Below are 23,429 nucleotides of genomic sequence, written 5' to 3'. Positions count from 1 at the left end.
CCTCTTTGCCCGAGCCCGTTGCCCATCCCAGCGCCGTCCGCGCCATCCCCGCGCCGTCCATACCCGCCGTCGACGTCAGCCGGCGCCGCGCCCCGGCGAGCCGCGCTGAAACCGGGCGCGCCGGGCGCGCCCGGCTCTGGTATAAGATGGGCCCCATTGATGACGATGGGGATTGCCATGACCCGCCTGCGCATTCCGGCCGCCCTGCGCGGCCTCGCCCTGTCCGGTTTCGCCCTGCTCAGTTTTGCCCTTTCCGGCCTCGCCCTCGGCGCGGGCGCGCTGCTGCTCTCCGCCCCGGCCGGGGCGCAGGCCATCACCTGCCCCGGCAACGGCAACGGCCCCGCCGGGACGCGGCAATGCCGCTACCGCTTCGATGCCGCCACCTATTATCCCACCCCCGAGGGCGGCCCGTGGATCCATGTGGACCTGCTCAGCATGACCCAGGCGCGCCTCCAGGCGCTGCGCGACGGCACCACCAACGAGCCGGTCTTCCAAGACCCCGGCGCGCCCCTGCTGCCGCCGTTCGGCGTCGTGCATGCCTATATCTGCCTGAGCAGCAGCCCCTCGCCGGCCAACAACTGCCCGAACTACGGCACGCTGGGCGCCAGCGGCACCACCTCCGGCGGCACCAGCTGGAGCATCCCGGAGCAGTTGCAGGAGAAGCTGGCCCTGGTGCGGGCCGCGGGCCTGAAGGTCATCCTGCGCTTCATCTATAATTTCGGCCCGACGACCAGCCTCTACAATGCAGGCGACAGCACCTGCGGCATGCCCAACGTGCCGCCCGACCGCCCCATCTCCGACATCCTCACCGACATGCAGGCGGTCTCCGCCGTGGTGCTGGAGAATGCGGACGTGGTCTTCGCGCTGGAGGCCGGCTTCATCGGCTACTGGGGCGAATGGCACAATTCGTCCTGCAGCCAGAACGCCACGCCGGACGCCCACAACGTCTTCCTCGACCAGTTCCGCAGCACGTTCCAGTCCCGGCTCAACCTGGAGGTGCGCTATCCTTATGTCCTGCTGGACTATGCCAAGTACAAGGGCCGCGCGCGGCCGGACTACAAGGCGCTCGGCCTAGGCATCCATAACGATGCCTTCGCCTCCAGCGCCGACGACCTCGGCACCTTCACGGCGCGGGAGGGCTATTCCTCGGGCGAGCTCAGGGCCGCCGCCCTGGCCGCCGGCGCCGCGCTGACCACCACCGGCGAGTTCGCCCGGCACTATCCCCAGCGCCAGGACTGCCGGCCGTTCATCCCCTACGCCCAGCGCTATTCGCTCACCAGCCAGAACCTCCAGACCACCCCCGCCGTAGCGCAGGGCTGGTACGACAGCAAGCCGCCCTGCTATGCGCGCGTCCTCCGCTCCATCGGCCCGCATCTCGCCCTGGACCGGGCGTCCTTCACCCCGGCCGGCATGGCGCCCGGCCTCGGCCTGACCGTCCGCGTGAGCCTGCGCAACCACGGCATGAGCCGCTTCGCCCGCAACCGGCCGATCCTGCTCTACGCGCGCAAGGCGACGGGCGGCGCCCCGTTCCAGATCGGCAAGCTGGACGGGAACCTCACCCGGCTGCCGCCCAACGGCGCGGCGGCGCTGCGCGCGACCGGCCGGGCGCGGTTTCCCGGCCGCGGCACCTATGACCTGCTGCTCCGCCTGCCCGATCCGCACCAGCGGCTGGCGGGGCGGGACGAGTATGCCCTGCCGGTGGAGAATGTGGGGGTGGGCAACGTCCTTCCCGGCTACGCCCTGCTGGGGCGGATTACCTATTAGGCGGACGGGCCCCCCTCCCGCGCCGGGTCCGCCCGGCGCAGGGGGGGTGGGCGGCGGTGGGCGGACCACGCAACCGACATGCCGATCATTGCAATCCAGGATTGAATCCATGGCGCGAACCGGCGCCCCGAGGCCGAGTGTCCGCCGGAAAATGTCTGAGACACGGAAGGCATCCCGGCGCCGTTTGTCACGGCCGCGCGGACCGCGCCTCACCGGCGCCGCGAAATCCGCGCAAGAGACTGAAAGGCTTGCTGTTTTCTCATCCGCGCGACGCCTTGCCGGCGTGTCGCATGCCACGGTGTCGCAAGCGGTGAACACAGGTCCATCACGCGATGCGACACTCCGGCCCCGGCGTTCCTCGCCGTCGACCGTCAGAGCAGATTTTGGGGCTGAGCAGATTTTTTGAGAATGTCTGCGAAGCGGGCCATCCGCCTATCGAAAGGCTGGATGGTGGTGCCCAGGAGAGGGCCGAAGAATCCTCAGCCATTCCAGCGACTTGCGACCACGTGCGGGCTGCTGCCCCGTCCTTGGTAAATAAGGCGAATTTTCAGACCGTCCCGCACCGTGAGGCGGCGCCCAAGCGGCGCGGCCGGGCGAAAATCAAGGACACATCTGGCGCTGCATTCGCCGTCTATGATGGACATTGCCGCCTCGGCAATGTGCGCGGCCGGAAGGCGGGCGGCTATGTGGCCCGCGGCTCGGACGGCTCCTCGCTGGGTCACTTCGACAGCGTGAAGGCCGCTGCGGATCGCCTCAGCTCGGTTGCGGGAGGCGTCCAGTGACCGCCGCCGCTCCGCAGCTCGCTAGCCCCCTGGCGGCGCACTTCATGAGCGCCATCAATCAAGCCGGCACGCAGGCGCAGCTTGACCACCGGATGCGTGAAATCTGGACCGCTCACGGAGCCGAGCGACTCTCGGACGACGATGCCCAGTCTCTCGCTGAGTGCGTCGCCAAGCGGCGCCCGCTGCGCAATGGCGGTTTGCAGGCCAGCCCGATCAAGGCTGTGGCCGGGCGCCTTGGCAGCATCTTCAAGCCGCGCCAGCGCCCCCGCTCGCCGGATCGTCAGGCGTCCAGGGAACGTCGCCGCAATCTTGGTGGATCGGGCGCTCTCCCCGCTCCCTTGCGCAGCCTCTACACGGAGGGGCAGCGGGCGGTGCTCTTCATCGTAGCGGGCGAGGTGGATCGTCACGGTCGGTGTGATCTGCCGATCGACCAGATCGCGGCACTCGCCGGTGTCGGCCGGACGACAGTGCAGACCGCCATGCATGAGGCCCGCCGCCTTCAGCACATCCGCATCACGGTGCGCCCGCAGAGCGGCCGGAAGAACCTGCCCAACGTGGTCGAGATCATTTCGCCCGAATGGCTGCTTTGGCTCAAGCGCGGTGCCAAGGCGCGCCGGGCGATAGGGTCCAACTCGCTGATACCGTCCAAAAAAGTGAACCCCACGAAGAATATGCACCAAGAAAAGAGCGGTATTAAAGTGCGGCATCCTTATCAAGGGGCCTGCGAAGAGGATCGCATGGGTGGCCGGTCCTTCCCGGTTCAGTGGGGATGGAGGCCGGTGTCCTCGCGCGGATAGCGATTGCCTTCCTCCCTGGGCATGCAATGTCTGCTGATACCGTTGGATCTGGCTTGGCAGATTTGAGCGTGGCGCAGGCATGCACGTTCGACGCGAATGGCGTACATCCTTTAGGCATAGCTCGCACGGGCGAGAGTTGAGACGGAAGCGATGCACATCTCCTGGGAGCCTAAACTTGCGGCTATGTGCCGTGTGGCGCAGGCATTATTCTCAGTGCCCTCGGTGCACATCTCGGCCGACGATGGGGAAGGTCGGTTCGAGATCGGGCTCGATCTGGATGGTCACGACATGGCCCCGGCTTCATCGCTCCGGGCTCATTCAGGCTCACCCGACCAAACGCTGATCATTGAGGACACCACAAGGGATGCGCGTTTTGCGGCAAACCCATTCGTGACGGGCGCCCCTCACGTCCGTTTTTACGCCGAAGCCCCCCTTATACTCGCTACCGGCATCCGTGCGGGATCAATCTGCCTTTTGGACACCTCGCCTCGGACCTTTACTGAAAGCGACCGCGGCCACCTCGAAGATCTCGCGCAAATATTGTCCCTAGGCCTGACCGTAACATCTAGTCTCCGAGAGGCATCTCGGCAGGAGGCCCTCTATCGACTGCTCGCGAACCACTCGACCGACACCATTGTCCGCGGGAATCTCGATGGCGTTCGTCTTTACATCTCGCCGGCGGTTCGAACACTGCTCGGTTACGAACCCGAGGAGTTGATCGGAAAGCGAGCTGCCGAGATCTTGCATCCAGACGATGCTGCCGATTTTCGGAAGCTGATGGAGGACGTCCGGGCAGGCCATATCGATCAGGCCTTGATCGAGCATCGGCAACGCCACAAGGACGGCTCATGGGTTTGGATGGAGGCCTCCATCAGATTGACGAGGGACGAGGTAAGTGGCGCCCCGGATGGTTACGTGGTTTCTGTCCGTGATGTCGGACGGCGCAAAGAAGCGGAATCCCGACTGGAACACACAGCTTCCCATGATCCGCTGACAGGCCTACCAAACCGCATATTGTTTGATCGGCGCCTCGCCTGGGAAGTGGCGCGCGCGGCACGCACCGGGAAAGGCTTCGCGCTGCTCTGCCTCGACTTGGATCAGTTTAAGCCCGCCAACGACACGTTTGGGCATCAGGCGGGAGATGCTGTGTTGCGCGCTGCCGCCAATCGCTTTCGATCGTTGGTGCGCGCGGAAGACATGGTGGCGCGCCTCGGCGGAGACGAATTCGTCGTCATTCAGAGCATTGGCGATGACCCATCCATGTCCACTTTAAACTTAGCACAGCGCTTAATCGACACCATGTCCGAGCCTGTGCGATTTAACGGAACCGAGATCACCATCGGCCTTAGCATCGGCATCGCACTTGCGACATCGGTGAACCTTGATTCCGACAGTTTGCTGCGGGCAGCAGACCAAGCCCTGTACCAAGCTAAGAAGGCAGGGCGAAACACCTATTCGATATTCGAAAGGTAGGCCCCAATGCGCGGAACTGATCTCGCCATGGGACCGAGGTACCGCAGGCCCGGCACCGGGCGGGGGGCACCTCGCGACTTCGGCCCCGGGGGTCCGGACCGGTGGGGGAGGTTCGCGCGCGATGGGGCCTATATGGTGTTTTTTACATTTGGATCAGAGCGTTAGAGGGGGATGGGCGCTCTTTTTCTCACCTCCGTGAGGGGCGCCCTGTCCTAAACTGGCGCAAGTGGCCGTCTAGAGACGGCTCGCCGGCCGGCGCATAAACTCATGGATGCGCACGCCCTTCCATTTTCTGTCCCGCCTGTTCGAAGCCAAGTCGGCCGGCACGGCCTCCCTGGCCTCGCCCGACGCGGCCTTGCTGGAGCTGTTCGCGGGCGCGGCGCCCACGGCCTCCGGGGTCGCGGTGTCGGTGGCCACCGCCATGCGCCACCCGGCCGCCGCCTGCGCCATCCGCATCATCGCGGAAGCGGTCGCGACCCTGCCCATCATCACCTATCGGCGGGACGTGGACGGCTCCAAGGAGCGGGCGAGCGATCATCCCGCCTATGGCCTGCTGCATGACGATGCCAACGATTGGACCAGCGCCTACGACCTGAAGCTCGCCCTGACCCTGGACGCGCTCACCACCGACAAGGGCGGCATCGGCTTCGTCAACCGCGTCGGCGGCAAGGTGGTGGAGATCCTGCGGCTCGATCCGGCCAAGGTCACCGTCGCGTACGGCGAGGCCGGCGAGCCCGCCTATCGCATGGCCGGCGGCGCTCTGCTGCCGCGCGACAGCATCCTGCACATCCGCGCGCCGGGTGGCGTGGCGCCGCTCACCACGGCGCGGGAGGCCATCGGCCTCGCCCTGGTGATGGAGCAGCACGGCGCCCGGCTGTTCGGCAACGGCGCCCGGCCCTCCGGCGTGCTGTCGCTGAAGGAGCGCACCCAACCGGAGACCATCAAGCGCATCCGGGAGAGCTGGCAGCTCGCCCATGGCGGCGGGCGTTCCGGCGGCACCGCCATCGTGGACGGCGACGCCAGCTATACGCCCCTCACCCTTACGTCAGTGGATGCGCAGTATCTGGAGCTGCGGCAGTTCCAGATCCTCGAGATTGCCCGCGCCTTCCGGGTGCCGCCGCACATGCTGTTCGAGCTCGGGCGGGCCACCTGGTCCAACGTAGGCGACATGGGGCAGGAGTTCCTGACCTATTCGCTCCTGCCCTGGCTTGAGGTGTGGCAGGGGGCCATCCGCCGGGCGCTGTTCACGCCGGACGAGCGCCGGGAATACCTGGCTGAGTTCCTCGTGGATGACCTGCTGCGGGCGGATCTCTCCAGCCGCGCGGATGCCTATCAGAAGCTGATCGCCTCCCGCGTCCTCAATCCCAATGAGGCCCGCGCCATGGAGAACCGGGCGCCCTATGCCGGCGGCGAGCGCTTCGAGAATCCCAACACCACCAGCGGCGCCCCTGCGCCCGCGTCCGAGGGGGCTGCGTGATGGAACGCCTGTTCGTTGAGACCAAGATCCTCATGGACGATGCCGGCGCCGTGGAGGGCCTCGCATGGCCGTTCGGGTCGCCGGATCGCATGGGCGACATGATCGAGAAGGGTGCGTTTGCCAACACCCGCCTGCCGCTGCCCATGCTGTTCGGCCATGACCAGAACGACCCCGTGGGCACCTGGACCGAGGCCGTAGAGGCCCCGGACGGCCTGCGCCTGAAGGGCCGGCTGCTGGTGGATGACGTGGCCCGCGCTCGTGAGGTGCGCGCCTTGGTGCGCGCCGGCGCCGTGGGCGGGCTGTCCATCGCCTTCCTCACCCGCAAAGCCATGGCCCGCAAGGGCGGCGGGCGGACCATCAGCGCATTGGATCTGGTGGAGTGCTCTTTGGTCACCGTCCCCATGCATCCCGGCGCCCGCGTCACCAGCGCCAAGACCGCCCTTCATGCCCTCGCCATTGCCGAGGCCATCCACCGCGCCGCGTCGGCGCTTTCTGCGAGGTAGACCCATGTTCCATTGCATCCCGGCGCCGCAGGGCGTCATCGAACGCAAGGGCGAGGAAGACGATCCCGCCGCCATCGTCACCAAGGCGCTCGACACCTTCAAGGGCGAGGTGATCGGCCGTCTCGACAAGGTGGAAGCCAAGGCTGGCTCTGCCGAGGCCCTGGTGTCCCGACTGGACAAGATGGAAGCCCGGCTCAACCGGCCGGGGACCGGCGGCACCAGCGACGGGCCGGCGGATGTCACCGAGGAGCGCAAGGCGTTCGGTACCTATCTGCGGCGCGGCGACAAGGGCATGCCGGAGACCGAGCTGAAGGCGCTCAACGTCTCCACCGATACGCAGGGCGGCTATCTGGCGCCGGTGGAGATCTCCACCGAGTTCGTCCGCGACCTCACCGAGTTCTCGCCCATCCGCGCCCTGGCCAGCGTGCGCACCACCTCTTCGCCGGCGGTGACCTATCCCAAGCGCACCGGCATCACCAATGCCAAGTGGAAGGGCGAGCTGCAGGCGGCCGAAGCCTCCGAGCCCGGCTTTGCGCAGTTGGAGATCCCGGTGCGCGAGGTGAACACCTTCGTGGACATCTCCAACCAGCTCCTGGCGGACAGTGCCGGCGTGGCGGAAGCGGAAGTGCGGCTCGCCCTGGCGGAAGACTTCGGCCAGAAGGAGGGCGCGGCCTTCGTGAAGGGCGATGGGGTTCTGGAGCCCGTGGGCCTGCTCACCGACCCGGCGGTGACGGCGCTGCTCAACGGCCACGCCACGAACCTCGCCACCGACGCGCTGATCTCGCTGATGTATGCGCTGCCGGCCGCCTACCGCAACCGGGGCACCTGGCTGCTCAACGGCACCACGCTGGCCACCATCCGCAAGCTGAAGGATGGGCAGGGCAATTACCTGTGGCAGCCGGCGTTCCAGGCTGGCCAGCCGGAAACCATCCTCGGTCGCCCGGTGGTGGAGGCCGTGGACATGCCGGACGTGGCGGCCAATGCCACGCCGATCCTGTTCGGTGACTTCGGCACCGCGTACCGGATCGTGGATCGGGTGGCGCTGTCCATCCTCGTGAACCCGTATCTGCTGGCGACCAACGGCATCACCCGCATCCATGCCACCCGGCGCGTCGGCGCCGGCGTGGTGCAGCCCAAGGCGCTGCGCAAGCTCAAGATGGCGGTGAGCTGAGAAGCCATCCCATCCTTAGACCCGGCTGAGGGCGCCGGTCATTGAGGGCATGTAGCGGCCTGCCCAATAGCGAAAAGCCCGCCTCCCTGGCGCCCCGGCGACAGCCGTTCATGTAGGGCCAAGGCGGGCGAGGCCGCGAGCACCGGCGGGAGGCTAAGCCCGCGAAGGGCTCATGGGGAGGCGGGCTTGGCTCGTCTCCCCTTCATCATTGATCATCATTGAGGAGCCATCCCATGCTGACCATCGTCACCCCCGCCGCAAACCACCACCTGACGACCGCCGCCGCCGTCTGCCGCGAGCTGGGCATAGACGGGGAGGCGGTGACGGCCTTCCTTGCTGGCGCCATCCCGCAGGCCAGCGACGCGGTACGCACCTGGTGCGGGCGGACCTTCGCCCTGGAGACGATCCGCGAGACCTTCCACGCGCCGGAGCCCCTGCCGAGCCTGCTGCTCTCCCGCTGGCCCCTGGTCGCCATCGATGCCGCCACCATCGGCGCGGTGTCGCTCGATCTGTCCGAGGTGGAAGCGGATCTCGATTGCGGTTCGGTCTATCGCCTCGCTGCCAATCGCCGGCGCCTGTCCTGGCCCGCCGGCCGGCTCGTGGTGGATTACCGGGCCGGCTTCATCCTGCCCGATCAGGAGGGCCGCACCTTGCCCCATGATATCGAGCGCGCCGCCATCGCCCTGGTGAAAGGCTATTGGTTCAGCCGCGACCGTGACCCGACCTTGCGCAGCGAGGACGTCACCGGCGTGGGCAACCTCTCCTATGGCCTTGCCGGCATCGGACAGGGCATCACCCTGCCGCCGGACGTGGAGGGTCTGCTGTCGCCCTATCGCGCCCACGGCATGGGCTGACGCCATGCCCTATGCGCCCCCTCATATCTGCGGCTGCGGCCATCGCATCCCCGCCGGCACCCGCTGCCCCTGCCAGATGCGGAGCGATAAAGAGCGCAAGGCCCGTGCGGAGGCTGCACGTCCTTCCGCCCGCCAGCGAGGCTATGACAGCAAGTGGGACACCGCCCGCGCGGCCTATCTGAAGGCCTATCCGGTGTGCGTGCGCTGTTCGGCGCCGGCTGCCGTGGTGGATCACAAGACCCCGCATAAGGGCGATCAGCACCTGTTCTGGTCGCGGTCCAACTGGCAGGCGCTGTGCCGCCCCTGTCATGACCGGTGGAAGCAATCGCTTGAGCGGCGTGGCGTCGGCAATGCCGACAGCACCGGCCGCAGGGAATGGGAGTTCTGACCATGCGCGGGCGCAAGGCCACCACCATGACCAGCGACGAGCCGCCGCCGGACGACATCCCCGATCCGCCCACCTGGCTGTCGGACGATGCGCGGGTGGAATGGGAGCGGGTGCTGCCGATTCTGCTCAATGAGCGCCGCACGCTGACCGTCGCGGACCTGGCCAGCTTCGCCAATTACTGCACCGCCATCGGACAGGTGGCGGAAGCCGCCCGCATCCTCTCACGGGAGGGGCTCACCTTCACCGGCACCAGCGGGCCGAAGCGGCATCCGGCTGTCGCCATCCGCTCCGATGGCATGACGCAAGCGCGGCAGATCGCTGCCGAGTTGGGGTTGACGCCGGCGAGCCGCGCCCGGCCGGCAATCAGGGAAGGATCGGATGATGGCCAAGGCCTTGGCCCCCTCTTCGGCGGCTTGCGTCTCGACTGAGACCGAAATCTCCGACCCGTTCGGCCACGGCCAACGGGCGGTGGAGTTTTTGCGGGCGCTGCGCCATCCCAAGAGCCGGTTGCCCGGACGGGCATTCCAGCTTGATCCCTGGCAGGAACGCATCGTGCGGCGGATCTATGGACCGCGCCACCCGGACGGCTCGCGCGTGGTGAAGACCGTCGTGCTGTTGCTGCCGCGCGGCAACCGCAAAACCTCGCTGTCGGCGTCCCTCGCCCTGCTGCACACCTTCGGCCCCGAGCGCGTGCCGGGCGGCGAGGTGATCTCGGCTGCGTCCGACCGGAAGCAGGCGCGGATCGGCTTTGAGGAAGCCATCGGCATCATCCATGTGACGCCGCCGCTCAAGGCCCGCATGACGCTTCAGGAATACCGCAACCGCATCACCAATGCGAAGTGGCGCACCTTCTATGAGGCGATCTCGTGCGATGCCGGCACGCAGCACGGGCGCACGCCAGCCTTCGTGCTGGCGGACGAACTGCACGCCTGGAAAAAGCGCGACCTGTGGGACGTGCTCAAGTCCGGTCTGGTGAAGTCGCAGGGCTCGCTTCTGGTGGTGGCCACCACCGCCGGCCGGGGACAGGAGAACATCGCCCACGACATCGTGGACTATGCCCGCAAGGTCGCCCGCGGCGAGATCCACGATCCGGCCACGTTACCGATCCTGTTCGAGGCGGACAGGGATTGCGATTGGACGGATGAGGCCATCTGGCACCAGGTCAACCCTGGCCTTGCCCACGGCTATCCCGACATCGAGGGCCTGCGCCAGCTCGCCCGTGAGGCGCGCCAGCGGCCGGGCGACCGGGAAGCCTTCCGGCAACTCAACCTCAACATATGGCTGGATCACAGCGCCGACCCGTTCGTGGACATGGGCATCTATGATGCCGGCGCATCGCCGGTGGATCTGGAGGCCCTTCAGGGCGAACCGTGCTGGCTTGGCGTGGATCTGTCCTCTAACGGCGATCTCACCTGCGTGGTGGCGGCGTGGCGCGACGGGGCAGAGGGCTACATCGTCCACCCCTGGTTCTTCTGTCCGAAGGACAATCTGCGCCTGCGCTCCGAGCGCGATGGCGTGCCCTATGTGACGTGGGCGGAACGGGGCTTCATCGATCCCACGCCGGGCAATGTGGTGGACTTCCGCCATGTGGAGCAGACCATCCGTGACCTGTGCGACCGCTTCGACGTACGCGAGATCGCCTTCGATCCGCACCTCGCCCGCAACATGCTCAACAATCTGCTGGAGGACGGGCTGCCGGCCGTAGAGATGCGCCAAGGCTGGGTGACCATGGCCCCGGCCGTCAAAGATCTGGAGCGGGCCATCATCGGCCGCCGGCTAACCCATGGCGGGCATCCGGTGCTGCGCTGGAACTTCGACAACGTGGCGGTGCAGACCGACACCGCCGGCAACGCCATGTTCCACAAGGGCAAGAGCCGGGACCGGATCGACGGCGCCGTAGCCTGCGCCATGGCTGTCGCACGCGCGGCCGCCGGCGAGGCACGCTCGGTCTATGAGAGCGAGGAATGGGCGCCGGAGATGATGGTATTATAAGCTGCGCTGAAAATATCTCGAGCCCGCGAAAGCCAGAGAAGGTGCCGTCATTTTCAGCAGATGGCACGGGCAGCGAGCGTTTGCGGAGGGGACAATTGACGACCACTAAGTTAGGATTAGGCAGGATGCCTGTGCCCACGAATCGATTTTGCGGATAGAGATGGCTCGAAGCGATCTATTGGTTTCTCTCGTGCGCGCCGCCGCCGCTGGTGATCGGGATGGCCTAAGGTCAACTACCGAGGCCTTGGCGGCTGACGAGCGGGCAAAGAACCATCACATCCTCGCAGACCGATTGCAGCGTGCTTTGTCCGCAGTACCGGTCGCACCGCCCCCGCTTACCACTTCGGCGCTAATCGGGGGGGCGACCGGACGTGAGGCGATTATCGAACTCGATCCTCACGCTAGGCTGGACGACCTTCTGCTCACGTTGCCGGCACGAGAGAGTGGTCGGCAACTTATAGAAGAACATATCCGAGCTGACGTTCTGCGAGCTCACGGCTTTGAGCCACGCCATCGTGTGCTGCTCTCTGGCCCCCCTGGAAACGGAAAGACCACCTATGCAGAGGGTATTGCCGAAGCTCTTGGCCTTCCGTTTTTTGTGGTTCGTTACGATGCGCTGATCGGTAGCTATCTGGGCGAAACAAATGCTCGGTTGCGAAAACTTTTCGACTACATTCGCACGCAACCTTGCGTCATATTCTTTGATGAATTTGACGCAATCGGCAAAGAGCGAGGGGATACCCACGAAACCGGCGAGATAAAGCGAGTTGTATCATTTTTACTTATGCAGCTCGATCAGCTTCCTAGCTACGTCATAATAATTGCGGCGAGCAACCACGCGGAGCTTCTCGATCGGGCGGTTTGGAGAAGATTTCAGGTGCGCCTCTCTTTTCCAGAGCCAGACGTCAGGCAAATTGAGGTTTTTCTCGATCGCATCATTTCGAGCTGGCCCTATGCGCCAACTTCCCCCGTGCAGAAAATCGCAAAATCTTTGGGTGTCGTAAGCTACGCTGAAGTTCTTGACTTTTGCCAAAATGTAAGGCGAAGACAGATCCTGGGACTGGGGGAAATCGGGGTCGATGAAGCACTCGAAAGAGAGTTGGGTCTCTGGTCGGCACGCGTGCGACCGGAGGCGTTAAATGGCGAGCGATCCAGACAAGCCGCTCCTGCGGCTGACCCCGCAAGCAGCTCAAGATCGACCCGTCGGAAGGCAACGGATAATACCGAAGCCTGAGCCGTTTCCAGTTGGTCGACAAGTAGATCAGTTTTCTGCGAAATTTAATCGCCTCGCAGAGGTGCTGAGCAGAGACGGAGCGGGGCTCGAACTCCGATCAGATCCCTCCGGCTTAGCGCCGGAACGCTTATTCGTCTTCGAAGTCCGTGGAGCAGTAAGCAAGTTCGCCACCGCAGTCCGCAAAGTGCCGGGCCTTGAGCTTGTTGATGAGGAAGAACTCGAGACTAGCGATGGCGATAAGTCTCCTATAGCCTATCTTATGGTTCCAGATAGCAAGGCTTTAACTCAACTTGCGAGCCTTTGGAAAAGATGGCTGAATGGAACTCTCATTCATGGAGAAACTCCATGGAGTGAAGTATTCAGCCTACTCAAAAACCTGAGGCAATGGGGGCCATTGGATCGTGTCCAACCTCTCGAGGCCAGCATCCTTGAAGATGAGATATTTGGTCACCCGCTGGACCACATGATTCGACTCGAAGTCGAGTTGATTTTTCGTCAAAATGGAAAATCGAGAAATGAAAAAGAAGAAGAAGTTCGAAAGTTTGTGCAACGGCAGGGCGGCCGGATTGTCTCCGCCACGCAAATTGAAGATATTTCCTATCATGCCCTTCTAGTAGAACTTCCCGTATCTGCGGTTCAACTCATTATTGAACGAACTCCTGATGGGTTGGCTGCTTTGGAGCCAGTTTTACGCATTAGCCCCCAAAGCGTGGCTGATGGCTTGGAGGTGGTTGATGCCTCTCCCGGGGGAACGCCCGAGGCTCCAACCACGTTAGGCGCACCGATCCTGGCGTTACTCGATGGGGTTCCGGTTGCCGGGCATGCGCTCCTCACCCGACATCTTATAATTGATGATCAATTTGGCCTGGAGCCCGCGGCGCCCGTTGCCGGACGCGTTCACGGAACGGCGATGGCTTCGCTGATTCTTCATGGCGATAGGAACCGCCCCGAGCCCGGGTTGCCCCGACGCCTTCATGTGGTGCCTGTGCTTGGGGTGGGCGACACGTTTCCCGCCAACCGGCTCATAGTAGACATGATTTACGCTGCCGTCAGGGCTATGCGCGAGGGACCAACCGCCACGGCACCAGGAGTGCTCTTGGTGAATTTATCACTGGGAAACGCGAGGCGCCCATTTCATGGCCACCTCTCAGCTTGGGCACGCTTATTAGATCGCTTAGCTTATCAATATGGAATTCTGTTTTTGGTAAGCGCTGGTAATTGCCTCGACCCTTTCGCTATACCCGCGTTCGCCAATAATAGCCTGTATGAAGATGCCAGACCGGAGAGGAGAGCGGAAGAGACGCTTAGAGCTTTAGGAGCCGTCATTGCGGATCGGAAGTTGTTTTCACCCGCGGAGACGGTTAACGGCTTAACTATCGGCGCCTGGAATGGCGACGCGGTTACTACTTCGGATCGTGCCACTGCCCGTGTTAACGTGGACCCATATGGTGACCGTCGAATGTCCAATCCCTCGAGCGCTCTCGGTCCCGGCTTCGCCCTATCCGTAAAACCTGATATTTTACTGCCGGGTGCGCGTGAATATTTACGTTTCGTTCGCAATCACAGGCACATTGAGGTAGCGCCTGCTCGCCCCATGCGGGCCGCGGGCCTGCGCGTTGCGGCCCCGCCTCGCGACGGACGCGAAAATCTGGATGGCTACACAAATGGGACTAGCGCCGCGACGGCACTGGCGTCGCGGACAGCCCATCGTATCCATGACGCTCTCGAGTTTGCGTATGGCAACGTTTTTGCGAGCTTAACTCATGTACAGCGCGCGGTTTTGATAAAGGCACTTCTTGCGCATACCGCGAAGTGGCCCGATGAGGCCGCGCAACTGATCCGCCAAGTCATTGGGCCGCCCGATGGCAAACATCATGTTCGACAGAAAGACAACATTAGGCGATTTCTGGGGTTCGGAATTATTGAGCCGGATGATGCGGTTGGTTGCGCGTCCGATAGGGCGACCTTTTGGGCGACGGGCTTGCTCCATAGCGACAAAATTTCAGTAGTGAATGTGCCGTTACCGGTCGCAATAACTGGTCAATCGCGCCCTCATTTCCTGTCAGCGACGCTCGCTTGGTTCACCCCTACAGCCCCGGGACGCAGAAGCTATCGCTCCGTTCGCTTGAAATTGCTTGAACCCGCAGGTTTGAGCACACTCAGAGTCAGCGCTGACGGTAACCAGCCGGACGGAAATCAGACTAACAGGGGTACGGTCTTTATGCGCAGGTGGACCGGAGACCGGGCACCTGTAGTTGCAGCTGGCAGCTCTATTTCGCTCACAGTCCAGCGCGATCCAGACCAGGGGCAAGGAATAGATGAAGCCGTACCGTTTGGCTTGGCTGTAACTTTAGCGATGCCTGGGGTATTACAGATTTATGAGGAAATTCGGCAACGGCTTGCGCTCGGAATTCGTGCTCCAGCGTGAGCGCGTCGGCACGTGCATCACCTGAGGTGTTTCACGGCAAACATCCACTGAAACACCTTGGTTTCATTTATCAATATGGGTTGTCTCGCCCTGGGCGACGGACTCCTTCCGCTTCACGCTTGCCTGTCGCTACTTCTTCACCGCGCTGCGTAAGCGTGACCACTCGAATGTCTTCTGCAAGTGACAGCTTCACCAAGCCTTGCCTCTCCAGCCTTTCCAAGCGGGCGGTCACCACCTCGGGCAAGGCTCCAAGCCCAATCGCTTCAAGATAATCTGCGAGAATTCGACTATTGGCGGCTCCGGCGTAGCCGCTGCGGTGCAGAACCGAGAGCAAAGCTAAAGCCTGGTGCTCTTCGCGAAGCTGTTCGAATAGCGACATCTCATTCTCTGTCATTGCTTTTCTGCCTTAGCCGGACGCCGGCCCCGCCGCCATTCTCTGGAATGAATTCCACGCCGGCCGCTTCAAGCGCGGCACGGATTGCTGCGAGATTGTTCTTCGTCGGCGTGCGTCGACCTTTCTCAAAATCGACGATCACATTTCGTGAGACACCTGCTGCGGCCGCAAGAACGGCCTGGTCCATCTCGACCAAAGCCCGGCCAGCTCGGCACTGCGCTGAATTAATCGTCATCATGCCCAACGTTGCGCATAGTGTTGACACAGGCACCCACATTGAGCATGGCGCGTAACGTCAAACATGATTACCACAAGAGGCCGCCGATGCGCACGCATTTTGGTGAACGGGGAAGTTATGTCCCCGAGTTCGTGATGGTGGACACGCAACGCCTACGCGCCCGCATGGAAGCCGCCGTGGAGACCCTGCTCGCCCTCTTGGATGAAATAAACGGCGATCCGGATCTCGAAGAGAGCGCAGATCTGGAGTGCGAAGATTGCGAAGGGGACCAGCCCGCATGAACGCGCCTCGCCGCCACCTCCTGACGGGCGCCGCCGCCGTCGCCTTCCTCGGCACCCTGCCGCTCGCAGGCCTTGCCGCCGGATCTCCGGCCATCCCCGATCCGCTGCTGGATCTGATCCGCGCCTGTCGTGCCGGCAATGACGCCTACAACGCCCTGCGCCACCCCAACGACGCGGCCATAACCCTGACCTATGGCCCGCCCTACGCGGCCCTATCCCACGCCCCCGCCGCCACCACCCGCACCGGCGCCGTGGAGGCCCTGCGCTTCCTCTGTGAAGAACTGGAGCACACCCATCTGGACGCGGCTCCCATCGTGATCGCCGCCGCGCTCGCCTATTTCGATGGGGAGGCCGCGTGATGGCCACCAGCACGGACGCACCGGCGCCCGCCTCGCCGGCGAGCGCGGACGACATCATTCTCTTCCTCGGTCGCGAGATCGGCCGGCTCTTCTCCGAGCAGCAGCAGCTTGAGACCCGCCGCACCACCGACCCCATGACGCAGATCTACCTTGACCGGGAGATCACGCAGACATCCGACCGCATCGCCCTGACACGGGACGGCCTCTCCACCGTCCAGGCGAAGAGCGCCGCAGCCGCAGCCATCCAATGCGCCGCTGCCTATTCGGCCATTGGCATGTGGGCAACGTCGGAGGGCTCCGACGCCGGGACATGCCGCGCTCTGATGCGCCTCCTGGCCTCGGTCAATCACGTCCTGATCGGGCTGGCTTCAGAGGGCGCGCCAGCATGGAGCGCTGCCCACGGGGTGGACTACCTGTTCGGCGCCTACACCGACCCCTGGCGCACCGTGGATGACCGGCTCGCTGCGGCGCGGGCGGAGATGGGAGCGTGAGCACGTGTCCGAAGTGAATTGTGAATGACGCAAATATGGAATTGACGCCCATGCGCGGCGACATTCTAATTATCGCAGCTTTCACAATTATCGGATTTGGAAAATGCACGCCCGGCACTTCGAAATGCTCTTGCAGACCCTCTCCGGTCGCACCGCCTCCGATCTCGACCTCCGCTTCCGCGAATTGCGGAAGATGCGCATGCTGCCCACCGGCGGCCGTGGGCGTCACGCGCCCGATATCGACGCGGAACAGGCCTCCACGATCTTGATCGGGGTCGCCGGCGCCAGCCGCGCCAGCGAAGCCGCCCGCGCGGTGCTGGACTTTGCGCCGTTGCGGGAAATCGGCCCGGCGGGCGATACCTTCGGCGAAGCGCTCGCCACCCTCCTCGGCGACGTAGACCTCGCGGGGGCGGTGAACTGCGTCCGGCTGTGCCATACGAACCTGATTGCGGAGATCGAATACGACGGCGCCCACCCGACGCGGCGCTTCTTCCGCGAAGCCGACATCCCGAAGATTCTTGAGGTGGGAGAAGGCGGCGTCAAGGCCTTCGGAACCACGGGAATCCTGGACCAGGCCGTGATCGGCGGCGCGCTGATCCACCAGTTCGCGTTCGATCTGGGCCACGAGGATGACGAGGGCGCCGAATGGGGCACCGACGCCAAGGGGGCGGCCGATGAAGCCTGATGTCCGCACCCTCAAGACCTCAAAGCAGATCGCCCACGAACTGAACGTCTCCACCCGCACCGTGAGCCGGATGGTCGCGAAGGGCATGCTCCCCGTCCAGAAGGGCGGCTGTGGCGGGCGCACCAGCCCCCTGCAAATCGACCGCGCTGATCTCGCCAAACTCGTGAAGAAGGCCTGACCCAGATGCCCCGCCGGCCAGCCAGCGTCACTCAAGCAGATGTCGCGCGAGCCTTGCGCGCCTGCAAGAACGCCGGCGTGCTCGGCGAGGTGGTCGTGTGCCTGGAGGGGGGCGCAATCACCATTAAGCCATTGGACCGCGACGCCGACAGGCACAAGGCCTCCCCGCCGGTCGATGCCGACGCCGGCGACGACATCATTCTGTGACCCGAACCATGCCCCGCCCTCGCCCCCCTTTCCTGCACAAAGAGCGCACCCGCCATGGTGTCACCACCTGGTATGTGCGGCGCGGCCATGGCCCGCGTATCCGCCTGACTGCCGACTACGACAGCGAAGAATTCTGGGCGCAGTATCGCGCCGCCCTTGAAGGCGCCGCTATGCCCACGGCAGCTGCGAAGAAGGGCACGCTGCGATGGGCGATGGATCGCTATCGGGCAGGCTCGGCATGGGGTGCGCTTTCGGCCGCCACGCGGCGTTCGCGCGAGAACATCATCCTTCAGATTCTGAAGACGGCCGGAGATGAGCCGCTCGCGAAGATCACGCAGCGGACCATCCTGAACGGGCGGGAGCGCCGTCAAAAGACGCCGCACTCGGCGAACAATTTCCTCAAGGCCATGCGCCACTTTTTCGGCTGGGCTTTGGATGAAGCCCACCTAGTGAGTTCGAACCCCACCACGGGCGTGAAACTGCTCAAAGGCGCCAATGAGAATGTCGGCTTCCACACCTGGACGGAAGACGAGGTGCGCCGCTTCGAAACGCGCTGGCCGCTCGGCACGCGCGAACGGCTGGCGTTGGACATTCTCCTCTTCACCGGGCTGCGCCGCGGCGATGCGGTCAAGCTCGGACCCGCGCACGTGGACGATGGCGTGCTCACCATCCGCACCGAGAAGACCGGCGGCGTCATTGTCCTCCCCATCCTCGCCCCGCTCGCCGCCTCCATCGCGGCGAGCAAGGTCGGCGAGGAAACCTTCCTCGTGACCGAGCGTGGAAGGCCCTTCGTGAAGGAGTCGTTCGGCAACTGGTTTCGGAAGGTTTGCGAAAAAGCGAAGGTGCCCGGCTCTGCGCACGGCCTGAGGAAAGCAGGGGCAACCCGCGCGGCGGAGAATGGTGCCAGTGAGCGGGAGCTTATGGCCATCTTCGGCTGGAGCACCGGCAAGATGGCCGTGCACTACACCAAGGCCGCCAGCCAGAAGCGCCTTGCTAGAGAGGCGGCGCACCTCATGCTCGCGAAGCCCCGCAAAACTAAAAACGCCCGCACCGGTGCCTCCAGTACGGGCGTCAGCCCAAAAAACGAAATGATGTCAGGAGATTAGAAAATGTGTGGTGCCCAGGAGAGGACTCGAACCTCCACGACCGTTAAGCCACTGGCACCTGAAGCCAGCGCGTCTACCAATTCCGCCACCTGGGCCCCGTGCGACCGCGAGGTCGTTTCGGAGAAGGCCCTTCTAAGGGGCACCGTCCCGCCTTGTCAACGCCCACTGTCACGCGCCCGTCGGAAAGATGTGGGCTGTGGGTAACCCGGCCGCCGCCGGCAGCGGCCGCCCCCCGCTCCAGGCCCTGCGGCGCAAGGAGAAGGGGCCGCCGGACGGTCAGCCGCCGAAGCTCGGCTTGCGCTTCTCGATGAAGGCCGCCATGCCCTCCTTCTGGTCGGCGAGGCCGAACAGCGACTGGAACACCCGGCGCTCGAACCGCACCCCCTCGGCCAGGGTGGTCTCATAGGCCCGGTTGACGCTTTCCTTGGCGATCATGGTCACCGGCAGGGACAGATCGGCGATCGCCGCCGCCACCTTCAGCGCCTCGGCCAGCAGGTCGGCGGCGGGGATGACCCGCGAGACCAGGCCGACCCGCTCGGCCTCCGCCGCATCCATGAAGCGGCCGGTCAGGCACATCTCCATGGCCTTGGACTTGCCCACGAAACGGGTGAGGCGCTGGGTGCCGCCGGCGCCGGGAATGACGCCGAGCTTGATCTCCGGCTGGCCGAACTTGGCGGTGTCGGCGGCCAGGATGAAGTCGCACATCATGGCCAGCTCGCAGCCCCCGCCCAGCGCGAAGCCCGCCACCGCCGCGATCACCGGCTTCCGCACCCGCGACAGGCGCTCCCAAGAGGTGATGAAGTCGTCCAGATAGCTGTCCGGATAGGTGAAGTCCTTCATTTCCTTGATGTCCGCGCCGGCGGCGAAGGCCTTCTCCGAGCCGGTCAGGACCAGGCAGCCGATGCTGCGGTCGGCCTCGAAGGCATCGAGCGCGGCGTTGAGCTCGTTGATGATCTGGTGGTTCAGCGCGTTGAGCGCCTGCGGCCGGTTGAGCCGGATCAGGCCCACCTTCCCCTGCGTCTCCACCAGGATCGTCTCATAAGCCATGCGCGCCTCCGTGAGCCATATGGGCCGGGTGATTGCAGCGGCGGTCGATCGCTTCGGCCCTTCGGATCGATCCCGCGCCGGGCATGACGCCGGGCGCCCCTCTCCTGTAGAGCCGGACGACGGCGGAGGAAATCCGTCTTTGCGCCGACGGCCGCGCTATTCGAACGCGTTGTCGAGGAAATACCACTGGCCGCAATTGGCGCGGATGATCGGCTCCAGCAGGGCATTGAGGGCCTTGACGTCCTCCAGCAGCGGGGCGTCCGGGTCGGTGTGCGAGGGCAGCACCACCGCGTCCGAGCAGGTGACGTGGAAGCGCGCGCCATTCAGGCGCACGCAATGGCCGATGAAGATCTGTGCTCCGGTCATGCGCGCGAAGCGCAGGGCGATGGCGAAATTGCCGTCCACATGGGCCGGGCGGCCGAAGAAGGGCGCCATCACCGTGCCGTGGTGCACCTCGTCGCAGAACATGGAGACCGCGCCGCCCTCCTCCAGGGTGCGGATGGTGGGGCGGATGCCGGCCTTGCCCGGCGGCAGGAGGTTCACGCCGAACTGGTTGCGCACCCGGTCGGCGATCACCTGCTGGGCCCGGCCGCGCGGCGGCGTGTAGATGGCCGACCAGTCGAGCCCGGCGGAATGCATCAGGGCGCCCGTCGCCTCCCAATTGCCGGTGTGGCAGGCAACGAAGATCAGCGGGCCTTCCTTGCTCCGCTTCAGCGGCGGCGCGGCATTCTCCACCGTGATCCGGCCGGCCTTCACCAGCCGGTGCAGGATGGAGAATTCCGCCATCACCCGGCCGGCATTGTCGAAATGGCTCACCACCCGCCGCTCGATCTCGGCTTCCGTCAGGGTGGGGTCGATGCGCCGCAGGTTGGCCCTGGCGCGCTCCGCCGCCGCCTTGTGGAAGCGCGGCCCGACCAGGCGGCCCATGGCGCCGCCGATGGCCGAGCAGACATCGATGGGCAGCAGGCGGAAGGCGGCGTGCAAGGCGAAATCGGTCAGGTCCTTCAGCCCCGCCCCGCGCCAATAGGCGAGGAAGGCGCTGCGCCGCGTGCCGCCGGCGCGGAAATCCGCCCAGCCCGGCACCGCGGGCGGGTTCCAGACATAAGGCTTGCGGGTCTTGCGCGGGCGCGCCGCATCCGCGCCGGCCGGCCCGACCTCGCCCGCCGCATCCTCTTCGCCCGCCTGCATCCGCCGCCCGTCCCCTTCCAACCGCTGCGCCCGCAACGGGCCACCGCATCCGCGCGCAAGCTGCCGCAAAACCATTGCCCGATCATGACCGGCGCCGGCGGGCCACGGAGACCGGGACCCGTTGCGGCCGGGGCCTAGCGCTGGCAGGTGGGGCAGAAGAAGGTGGACCGCCCGCCCTGCACGATGCGCTGCACATGCCCCTTGCAGTGCAGGGTGGGGCACTTCTCGCCCTCCCGGTCATAGACCTTGAAGGCGTGCTGGAAATAGCCCAGCTCGCCATTCACCTGCCGGTGGTCGCGCAGGCTGGAGCCGCCTGCCAGGATGGCCTCGCGCAGCACCTCGCGGATGGCCACCACCAGGCGCTCGGTGCGGGCGTTGGGGCCGCCGGCCTCCGTGGCCAGCGTGCCCGCCAGCCGCCGGGGCGATAGATGCGCCCGGTGCAGGGCCTCGCACACATAGATGTTGCCGAGCCCGGCCACCACCTTCTGGTCCAGCAGCGCCGCCTTGAGGCTGGTGCGCCGCCCGGCCAGCGCCCGCGCCAGATAGTCGGCATGGAAGGTGTTGCCCAACGGCTCCGGGCCGAGGCTGCGCAGCAGGGGATGACTGTCGAGCTGGTCGTAGGGCACCAGCAGCATGGCGCCGAACCGGCGCGGATCGTTGAAGGTGACGGTGGTGCCGCCGGCGAGGTGGAACACCACATGGTCATGCGCGCCGGGTTCCGCGCGCGGATGATGGAAGGCGCCCGGCCGCCCCTTCGCCTTGCCGCCCTCGATGCGGATGGAGCCGGACATGCCGAGATGCACGATCAGCACCTCGCCGCCGTCGAGATCCGCCAGGAGGTATTTGGCCCGGCGGCCCACCGCTTCCACCCGGCGGCCGGCCAGCCGCTCGGCGAAGGCCTCGGGCAACGGCCAGCGCAAATCCGGCCGGCGCGCCTCCGCGCTTTCGATCACCGCACCTTGCAACACCGGCAAGAGTCCCCGGCGGACGGTCTCCACCTCTGGGAGTTCAGGCATTTTCTCTTCGTACCTCCCGCCCCGGCGCGTGCGCACCGGCAGCGGCATGAATCATGTCTCACCGATCAAGCTATCGGTGCGGCAGAGGAGCGCAAGCGCCAAAGCAAGGATCAAGGCCGGGAACGCCCCGGGGGCCGGGGCCTATTCGGCCGCGCCGGACAGGCTGAGGCCGAGGCTCCGGCCCGCCGCGCCGGGCGTGCCGGCGGCCTCGGCGGGCGGGGCCTCGAATTCCAATTGCTCCAGCCGGATGCCGCGCTTGGCGATCTTGTCGGCGGAGATCATCACCTTGGAGACGTCGTCCCCCACCTGGCCGAAATGCTTCGACAGGTCGCCCACCCGCTCGCGCAGGCGCGTCACGTCCTGCACCAGCAGGCCCACCTCGCGGCGGATGGCGTCCGCCTGCTCGCGCATCCGCGCGTCCTTGGCGATGGCCTGCACCACCTGGATGGCCAGCATGAGCAGCGAGGGCGACACCAGCACCACCCGCTCGCGGAAGGCGCGCTGGATCACCTCGTCGAAATGCTCGTGCAGGTCCGCGTGCACGGATTCGGACGGCACGAAGATGATGGCGATGTCCTGCGTCTCGCCGGGCACCAGATAGCGCTCGGCCACGTCCTTCACATGCTTCAGGATGTCCTGCGTCAGGCGCGCGGCGGCGGCCTTGCGGGTTTCCGGCGTGGAGGCCTCGCGGAAGGCGGTGATGGCTTCCAGCGGGAATTTCGCGTCCACCAGCAGCGGGCGGGGATCGCCGGGCAGGAAGATGGCGCAATCCGGCCGCTTGCCGTTGGACAGCGTGTACTGGAAGGCGAAGCTGCCCTTCGGCAGGCCGTCGGCGACGATCGCCTCCATGCGCGCCTGCCCGAAGGCGCCGCGCGCCTGCTTGTTGGACAGCGTCTCGCGCAGGGAGATCACCTGCGAGGACAGATCGGTCAGGCTCTTCTCCGCCTTCTCCACCATCACCAGGCGCTCGGCCAGGGTGGTCAGGCTCTCATGGGTGGCGCGGGCCGCCGTGCTGAAGCTCTCGCCGAGGCGGTACGAGGTGGAATCCAGCCGCTCCGACACCGCGCGGGCCAGTTCGCTCTGGCGCTGCGAGATCACCTCGGTCATGGCCTGGACCCGGCCGGCTGTCTCCGACTGGAAGCGCGCGAGATCGCGCAGCCGCCCTTCCAGGGCCTCCGCCCGCGCGGCCTGCTCCGCCGCCAGGGCGGATGCATCCTCGGCGCGGGCGCCGGCATTGCGCCACAGGGCCAGGAGCAGGCAGACCACGAGCGCGGTCAGCGCCGCGGCCAGGGCTTCGCCCACGGTCACGGCATGGCTGCCGAGCATGAAGAGCATATCCGTCATTTGGCCCTTGTAGCGCGATTCCGCCAACCGAAC

25 protein-coding genes and 1 tRNA gene are annotated in these 23,429 nt (G+C 65.4%); 19 read left to right on the top strand and 7 right to left on the bottom strand.

From position 1 onward, the window contains the following. Positions 1-177: 177 nt before the first annotated feature. The 12 genes from YU1_RS0115050 (at position 178) to YU1_RS32715 (ending at position 14,863) form a co-directional block, all read left to right on the top strand. Positions 178-1,764, top strand: coding sequence for a DUF4832 domain-containing protein (locus YU1_RS0115050; RefSeq protein ID WP_029004775.1), 1,587 nt, complete (start codon positions 178-180; stop codon positions 1,762-1,764). An 826-nt stretch (positions 1,765-2,590) separates the two neighbouring features. After that, complete coding sequence (locus YU1_RS32045) at positions 2,591-3,343, top strand: hypothetical protein (RefSeq protein ID WP_156922158.1); 753 nt, start codon at positions 2,591-2,593, stop codon at positions 3,341-3,343. Between the two features lie 150 nt (positions 3,344-3,493). Next, complete coding sequence (locus YU1_RS32725) at positions 3,494-4,816, top strand: diguanylate cyclase domain-containing protein (protein ID WP_084539891.1); 1,323 nt, start codon at positions 3,494-3,496, stop codon at positions 4,814-4,816. Positions 4,817-5,087: 271 nt separating this feature from the next. Beyond that, entirely contained in the window at positions 5,088-6,293 is a 1,206-nt protein-coding gene (locus tag YU1_RS0115025) for a phage portal protein (protein WP_051356895.1), read from the top strand. Beyond that, on the top strand, positions 6,293-6,796 hold the full coding sequence (locus YU1_RS0115020; RefSeq protein ID WP_029004771.1) for an HK97 family phage prohead protease: 504 nt from the start codon (positions 6,293-6,295) through the stop codon (positions 6,794-6,796). Before YU1_RS0115025 ends, YU1_RS0115020 begins: the two co-directional genes overlap by 1 nt. 4 nt (positions 6,797-6,800) lie before the next feature. Next, positions 6,801-7,967 (top strand): phage major capsid protein, encoded by a 1,167-nt coding sequence (locus tag YU1_RS0115015; protein ID WP_029004770.1) that lies wholly within the window; start codon positions 6,801-6,803, stop codon positions 7,965-7,967. A gap of 233 nt (positions 7,968-8,200) precedes the next feature. Beyond that, positions 8,201-8,821, top strand: coding sequence for a hypothetical protein (locus YU1_RS0115010; RefSeq protein ID WP_029004769.1), 621 nt, complete (start codon positions 8,201-8,203; stop codon positions 8,819-8,821). A gap of 4 nt (positions 8,822-8,825) precedes the next feature. Then, complete coding sequence (locus YU1_RS0115005; RefSeq protein WP_029004768.1) at positions 8,826-9,209, top strand: HNH endonuclease signature motif containing protein; 384 nt, start codon at positions 8,826-8,828, stop codon at positions 9,207-9,209. A 26-nt stretch (positions 9,210-9,235) separates the two neighbouring features. Beyond that, positions 9,236-9,637 carry a phage terminase small subunit P27 family gene (locus YU1_RS0115000; protein WP_245263342.1) on the top strand — a complete coding sequence of 134 codons (402 nt, stop codon included), beginning with the start codon at positions 9,236-9,238 and terminating at the stop codon, positions 9,635-9,637. Beyond that, positions 9,591-11,201, top strand: a complete 1,611-nt coding sequence (locus tag YU1_RS0114995; RefSeq protein ID WP_029004766.1) for a terminase large subunit — start codon at positions 9,591-9,593, stop codon at positions 11,199-11,201. The genes YU1_RS0115000 and YU1_RS0114995 overlap by 47 nt, the downstream gene beginning before the upstream one ends. A gap of 160 nt (positions 11,202-11,361) precedes the next feature. Beyond that, positions 11,362-12,435 carry an AAA family ATPase gene (locus YU1_RS32720; protein ID WP_084539890.1) on the top strand — a complete coding sequence of 358 codons (1,074 nt, stop codon included), beginning with the start codon at positions 11,362-11,364 and terminating at the stop codon, positions 12,433-12,435. Next, on the top strand, positions 12,341-14,863 hold the full coding sequence (locus YU1_RS32715; protein ID WP_245263341.1) for a S8 family peptidase: 2,523 nt from the start codon (positions 12,341-12,343) through the stop codon (positions 14,861-14,863). Before YU1_RS32720 ends, YU1_RS32715 begins: the two co-directional genes overlap by 95 nt. A 70-nt stretch (positions 14,864-14,933) precedes the next feature. Here YU1_RS32715 and YU1_RS33485 read toward each other — a convergent pair whose 3' ends face one another. Together YU1_RS33485 and YU1_RS32710 are read right to left on the bottom strand one after the other, a co-directional pair. After that, positions 14,934-15,242 (bottom strand): VpaChn25_0724 family phage protein, encoded by a 309-nt coding sequence (locus tag YU1_RS33485; protein ID WP_156922156.1) that lies wholly within the window; start codon positions 15,240-15,242, stop codon positions 14,934-14,936. Between the two features lies 1 nt (position 15,243). Next, the gene (locus tag YU1_RS32710; RefSeq protein ID WP_245263340.1) at positions 15,244-15,444 is read right to left on the bottom strand and encodes a helix-turn-helix domain-containing protein; all 201 of its coding nucleotides are present in this window, start codon (positions 15,442-15,444) and stop codon (positions 15,244-15,246) included. Between the two features lie 137 nt (positions 15,445-15,581). On the opposite strand from YU1_RS32710, the gene YU1_RS29630 reads away from it, so the two are divergent. From YU1_RS29630 to YU1_RS0114940, 7 genes are all read left to right on the top strand, one after another. Next, the gene (locus YU1_RS29630; RefSeq protein WP_035715467.1) at positions 15,582-15,776 is read left to right on the top strand and encodes a hypothetical protein; all 195 of its coding nucleotides are present in this window, start codon (positions 15,582-15,584) and stop codon (positions 15,774-15,776) included. Further along, a complete protein-coding gene (locus YU1_RS29625; RefSeq protein WP_035715465.1) occupies positions 15,773-16,135 on the top strand; it encodes a hypothetical protein in 363 nt (120 codons plus the stop codon). The genes YU1_RS29630 and YU1_RS29625 overlap by 4 nt, the downstream gene beginning before the upstream one ends. Then, complete coding sequence (locus YU1_RS0114960; RefSeq protein ID WP_029004762.1) at positions 16,135-16,626, top strand: hypothetical protein; 492 nt, start codon at positions 16,135-16,137, stop codon at positions 16,624-16,626. Before YU1_RS29625 ends, YU1_RS0114960 begins: the two co-directional genes overlap by 1 nt. 103 nt (positions 16,627-16,729) lie before the next feature. Further along, positions 16,730-17,311, top strand: a complete 582-nt coding sequence (locus YU1_RS0114955; RefSeq protein ID WP_029004761.1) for a hypothetical protein — start codon at positions 16,730-16,732, stop codon at positions 17,309-17,311. Further along, a complete protein-coding gene (locus YU1_RS0114950; RefSeq protein WP_035715463.1) occupies positions 17,301-17,489 on the top strand; it encodes a helix-turn-helix domain-containing protein in 189 nt (62 codons plus the stop codon). The genes YU1_RS0114955 and YU1_RS0114950 overlap by 11 nt, the downstream gene beginning before the upstream one ends. A 77-nt stretch (positions 17,490-17,566) precedes the next feature. Next, positions 17,567-17,695, top strand: coding sequence for a hypothetical protein (locus YU1_RS34755; RefSeq protein WP_280790718.1), 129 nt, complete (start codon positions 17,567-17,569; stop codon positions 17,693-17,695). A gap of 8 nt (positions 17,696-17,703) precedes the next feature. Then, positions 17,704-18,801, top strand: a complete 1,098-nt coding sequence (locus YU1_RS0114940; protein ID WP_029004759.1) for a tyrosine-type recombinase/integrase — start codon at positions 17,704-17,706, stop codon at positions 18,799-18,801. 8 nt (positions 18,802-18,809) lie between these two features. Here the strand turns inward: YU1_RS0114940 and YU1_RS0114935 are convergent. The 5 genes from YU1_RS0114935 to YU1_RS29615 all read right to left on the bottom strand — a co-directional run bounded on the left by YU1_RS0114935 (position 18,810) and on the right by YU1_RS29615 (position 23,396). After that, positions 18,810-18,896 (bottom strand) — tRNA-Leu (locus YU1_RS0114935). A gap of 181 nt (positions 18,897-19,077) precedes the next feature. Further along, entirely contained in the window at positions 19,078-19,848 is a 771-nt protein-coding gene (locus YU1_RS0114930; protein WP_029004758.1) for an enoyl-CoA hydratase, read from the bottom strand. 156 nt (positions 19,849-20,004) lie between these two features. Continuing rightward, the gene (locus tag YU1_RS29620) at positions 20,005-21,036 is read right to left on the bottom strand and encodes a lysophospholipid acyltransferase family protein (RefSeq protein WP_051356893.1); all 1,032 of its coding nucleotides are present in this window, start codon (positions 21,034-21,036) and stop codon (positions 20,005-20,007) included. 134 nt (positions 21,037-21,170) lie between these two features. Next, positions 21,171-22,052 (bottom strand): bifunctional DNA-formamidopyrimidine glycosylase/DNA-(apurinic or apyrimidinic site) lyase, encoded by an 882-nt coding sequence (gene mutM / locus YU1_RS0114920; RefSeq protein ID WP_029004757.1) that lies wholly within the window; start codon positions 22,050-22,052, stop codon positions 21,171-21,173. 141 nt (positions 22,053-22,193) lie between these two features. Beyond that, positions 22,194-23,396: a DNA recombination protein RmuC gene (locus YU1_RS29615; RefSeq protein WP_051356892.1), complete on the bottom strand. Its 1,203-nt coding sequence runs from the start codon at positions 23,394-23,396 to the stop codon at positions 22,194-22,196. Positions 23,397-23,429: the final 33 nt, after the last annotated feature.

The organism is Azorhizobium doebereinerae UFLA1-100 (assembly GCF_000473085.1).
In the GTDB taxonomy this organism is placed as follows: Bacteria; Pseudomonadota; Alphaproteobacteria; order Rhizobiales; family Xanthobacteraceae; genus Azorhizobium; species Azorhizobium doebereinerae.
The sequence above is the reverse complement of the archived record's forward strand: the minus strand, read 5'-3'. Positions and strand labels throughout refer to the sequence as shown.

Excerpts from the sequence above, each read along its gene's own strand:
- YU1_RS0115050 (WP_029004775.1), top strand. The coding sequence starts at position 178 with ATGACCCGCCTGCGCATTCCGGCCGCCCTGCGCGGCCTCGCCCTGTCC.
- YU1_RS32045 (WP_156922158.1), top strand. The coding sequence starts at position 2,591 with ATGAGCGCCATCAATCAAGCCGGCACGCAGGCGCAGCTTGACCACCGG.
- YU1_RS32725 (WP_084539891.1), top strand. The coding sequence starts at position 3,494 with ATGCACATCTCCTGGGAGCCTAAACTTGCGGCTATGTGCCGTGTGGCG.
- YU1_RS0115025 (WP_051356895.1), top strand. The coding sequence starts at position 5,088 with ATGCGCACGCCCTTCCATTTTCTGTCCCGCCTGTTCGAAGCCAAGTCG.
- YU1_RS0115020 (WP_029004771.1), top strand. The coding sequence starts at position 6,293 with ATGGAACGCCTGTTCGTTGAGACCAAGATCCTCATGGACGATGCCGGC.
- YU1_RS0115015 (WP_029004770.1), top strand. The coding sequence starts at position 6,801 with ATGTTCCATTGCATCCCGGCGCCGCAGGGCGTCATCGAACGCAAGGGC.
- YU1_RS0115010 (WP_029004769.1), top strand. The coding sequence starts at position 8,201 with ATGCTGACCATCGTCACCCCCGCCGCAAACCACCACCTGACGACCGCC.
- YU1_RS0115005 (WP_029004768.1), top strand. The coding sequence starts at position 8,826 with ATGCCCTATGCGCCCCCTCATATCTGCGGCTGCGGCCATCGCATCCCC.
- YU1_RS0115000 (WP_245263342.1), top strand. The coding sequence starts at position 9,236 with ATGACCAGCGACGAGCCGCCGCCGGACGACATCCCCGATCCGCCCACC.
- YU1_RS0114995 (WP_029004766.1), top strand. The coding sequence starts at position 9,591 with ATGGCCAAGGCCTTGGCCCCCTCTTCGGCGGCTTGCGTCTCGACTGAG.
- YU1_RS32720 (WP_084539890.1), top strand. The coding sequence starts at position 11,362 with ATGGCTCGAAGCGATCTATTGGTTTCTCTCGTGCGCGCCGCCGCCGCT.
- YU1_RS32715 (WP_245263341.1), top strand. The coding sequence starts at position 12,341 with ATGGCGAGCGATCCAGACAAGCCGCTCCTGCGGCTGACCCCGCAAGCA.
- YU1_RS33485 (WP_156922156.1), bottom strand. The coding sequence starts at position 15,242 with ATGTCGCTATTCGAACAGCTTCGCGAAGAGCACCAGGCTTTAGCTTTG.
- YU1_RS32710 (WP_245263340.1), bottom strand. The coding sequence starts at position 15,444 with ATGGACCAGGCCGTTCTTGCGGCCGCAGCAGGTGTCTCACGAAATGTG.
- YU1_RS29630 (WP_035715467.1), top strand. The coding sequence starts at position 15,582 with ATGCGCACGCATTTTGGTGAACGGGGAAGTTATGTCCCCGAGTTCGTG.
- YU1_RS29625 (WP_035715465.1), top strand. The coding sequence starts at position 15,773 with ATGAACGCGCCTCGCCGCCACCTCCTGACGGGCGCCGCCGCCGTCGCC.
- YU1_RS0114960 (WP_029004762.1), top strand. The coding sequence starts at position 16,135 with ATGGCCACCAGCACGGACGCACCGGCGCCCGCCTCGCCGGCGAGCGCG.
- YU1_RS0114955 (WP_029004761.1), top strand. The coding sequence starts at position 16,730 with ATGCACGCCCGGCACTTCGAAATGCTCTTGCAGACCCTCTCCGGTCGC.
- YU1_RS0114950 (WP_035715463.1), top strand. The coding sequence starts at position 17,301 with ATGAAGCCTGATGTCCGCACCCTCAAGACCTCAAAGCAGATCGCCCAC.
- YU1_RS0114940 (WP_029004759.1), top strand. The coding sequence starts at position 17,704 with ATGCCCCGCCCTCGCCCCCCTTTCCTGCACAAAGAGCGCACCCGCCAT.
- YU1_RS0114930 (WP_029004758.1), bottom strand. The coding sequence starts at position 19,848 with ATGGCTTATGAGACGATCCTGGTGGAGACGCAGGGGAAGGTGGGCCTG.
- YU1_RS29620 (WP_051356893.1), bottom strand. The coding sequence starts at position 21,036 with ATGCAGGCGGGCGAAGAGGATGCGGCGGGCGAGGTCGGGCCGGCCGGC.
- mutM (WP_029004757.1), bottom strand. The coding sequence starts at position 22,052 with ATGCCTGAACTCCCAGAGGTGGAGACCGTCCGCCGGGGACTCTTGCCG.
- YU1_RS29615 (WP_051356892.1), bottom strand. The coding sequence starts at position 23,396 with ATGACGGATATGCTCTTCATGCTCGGCAGCCATGCCGTGACCGTGGGC.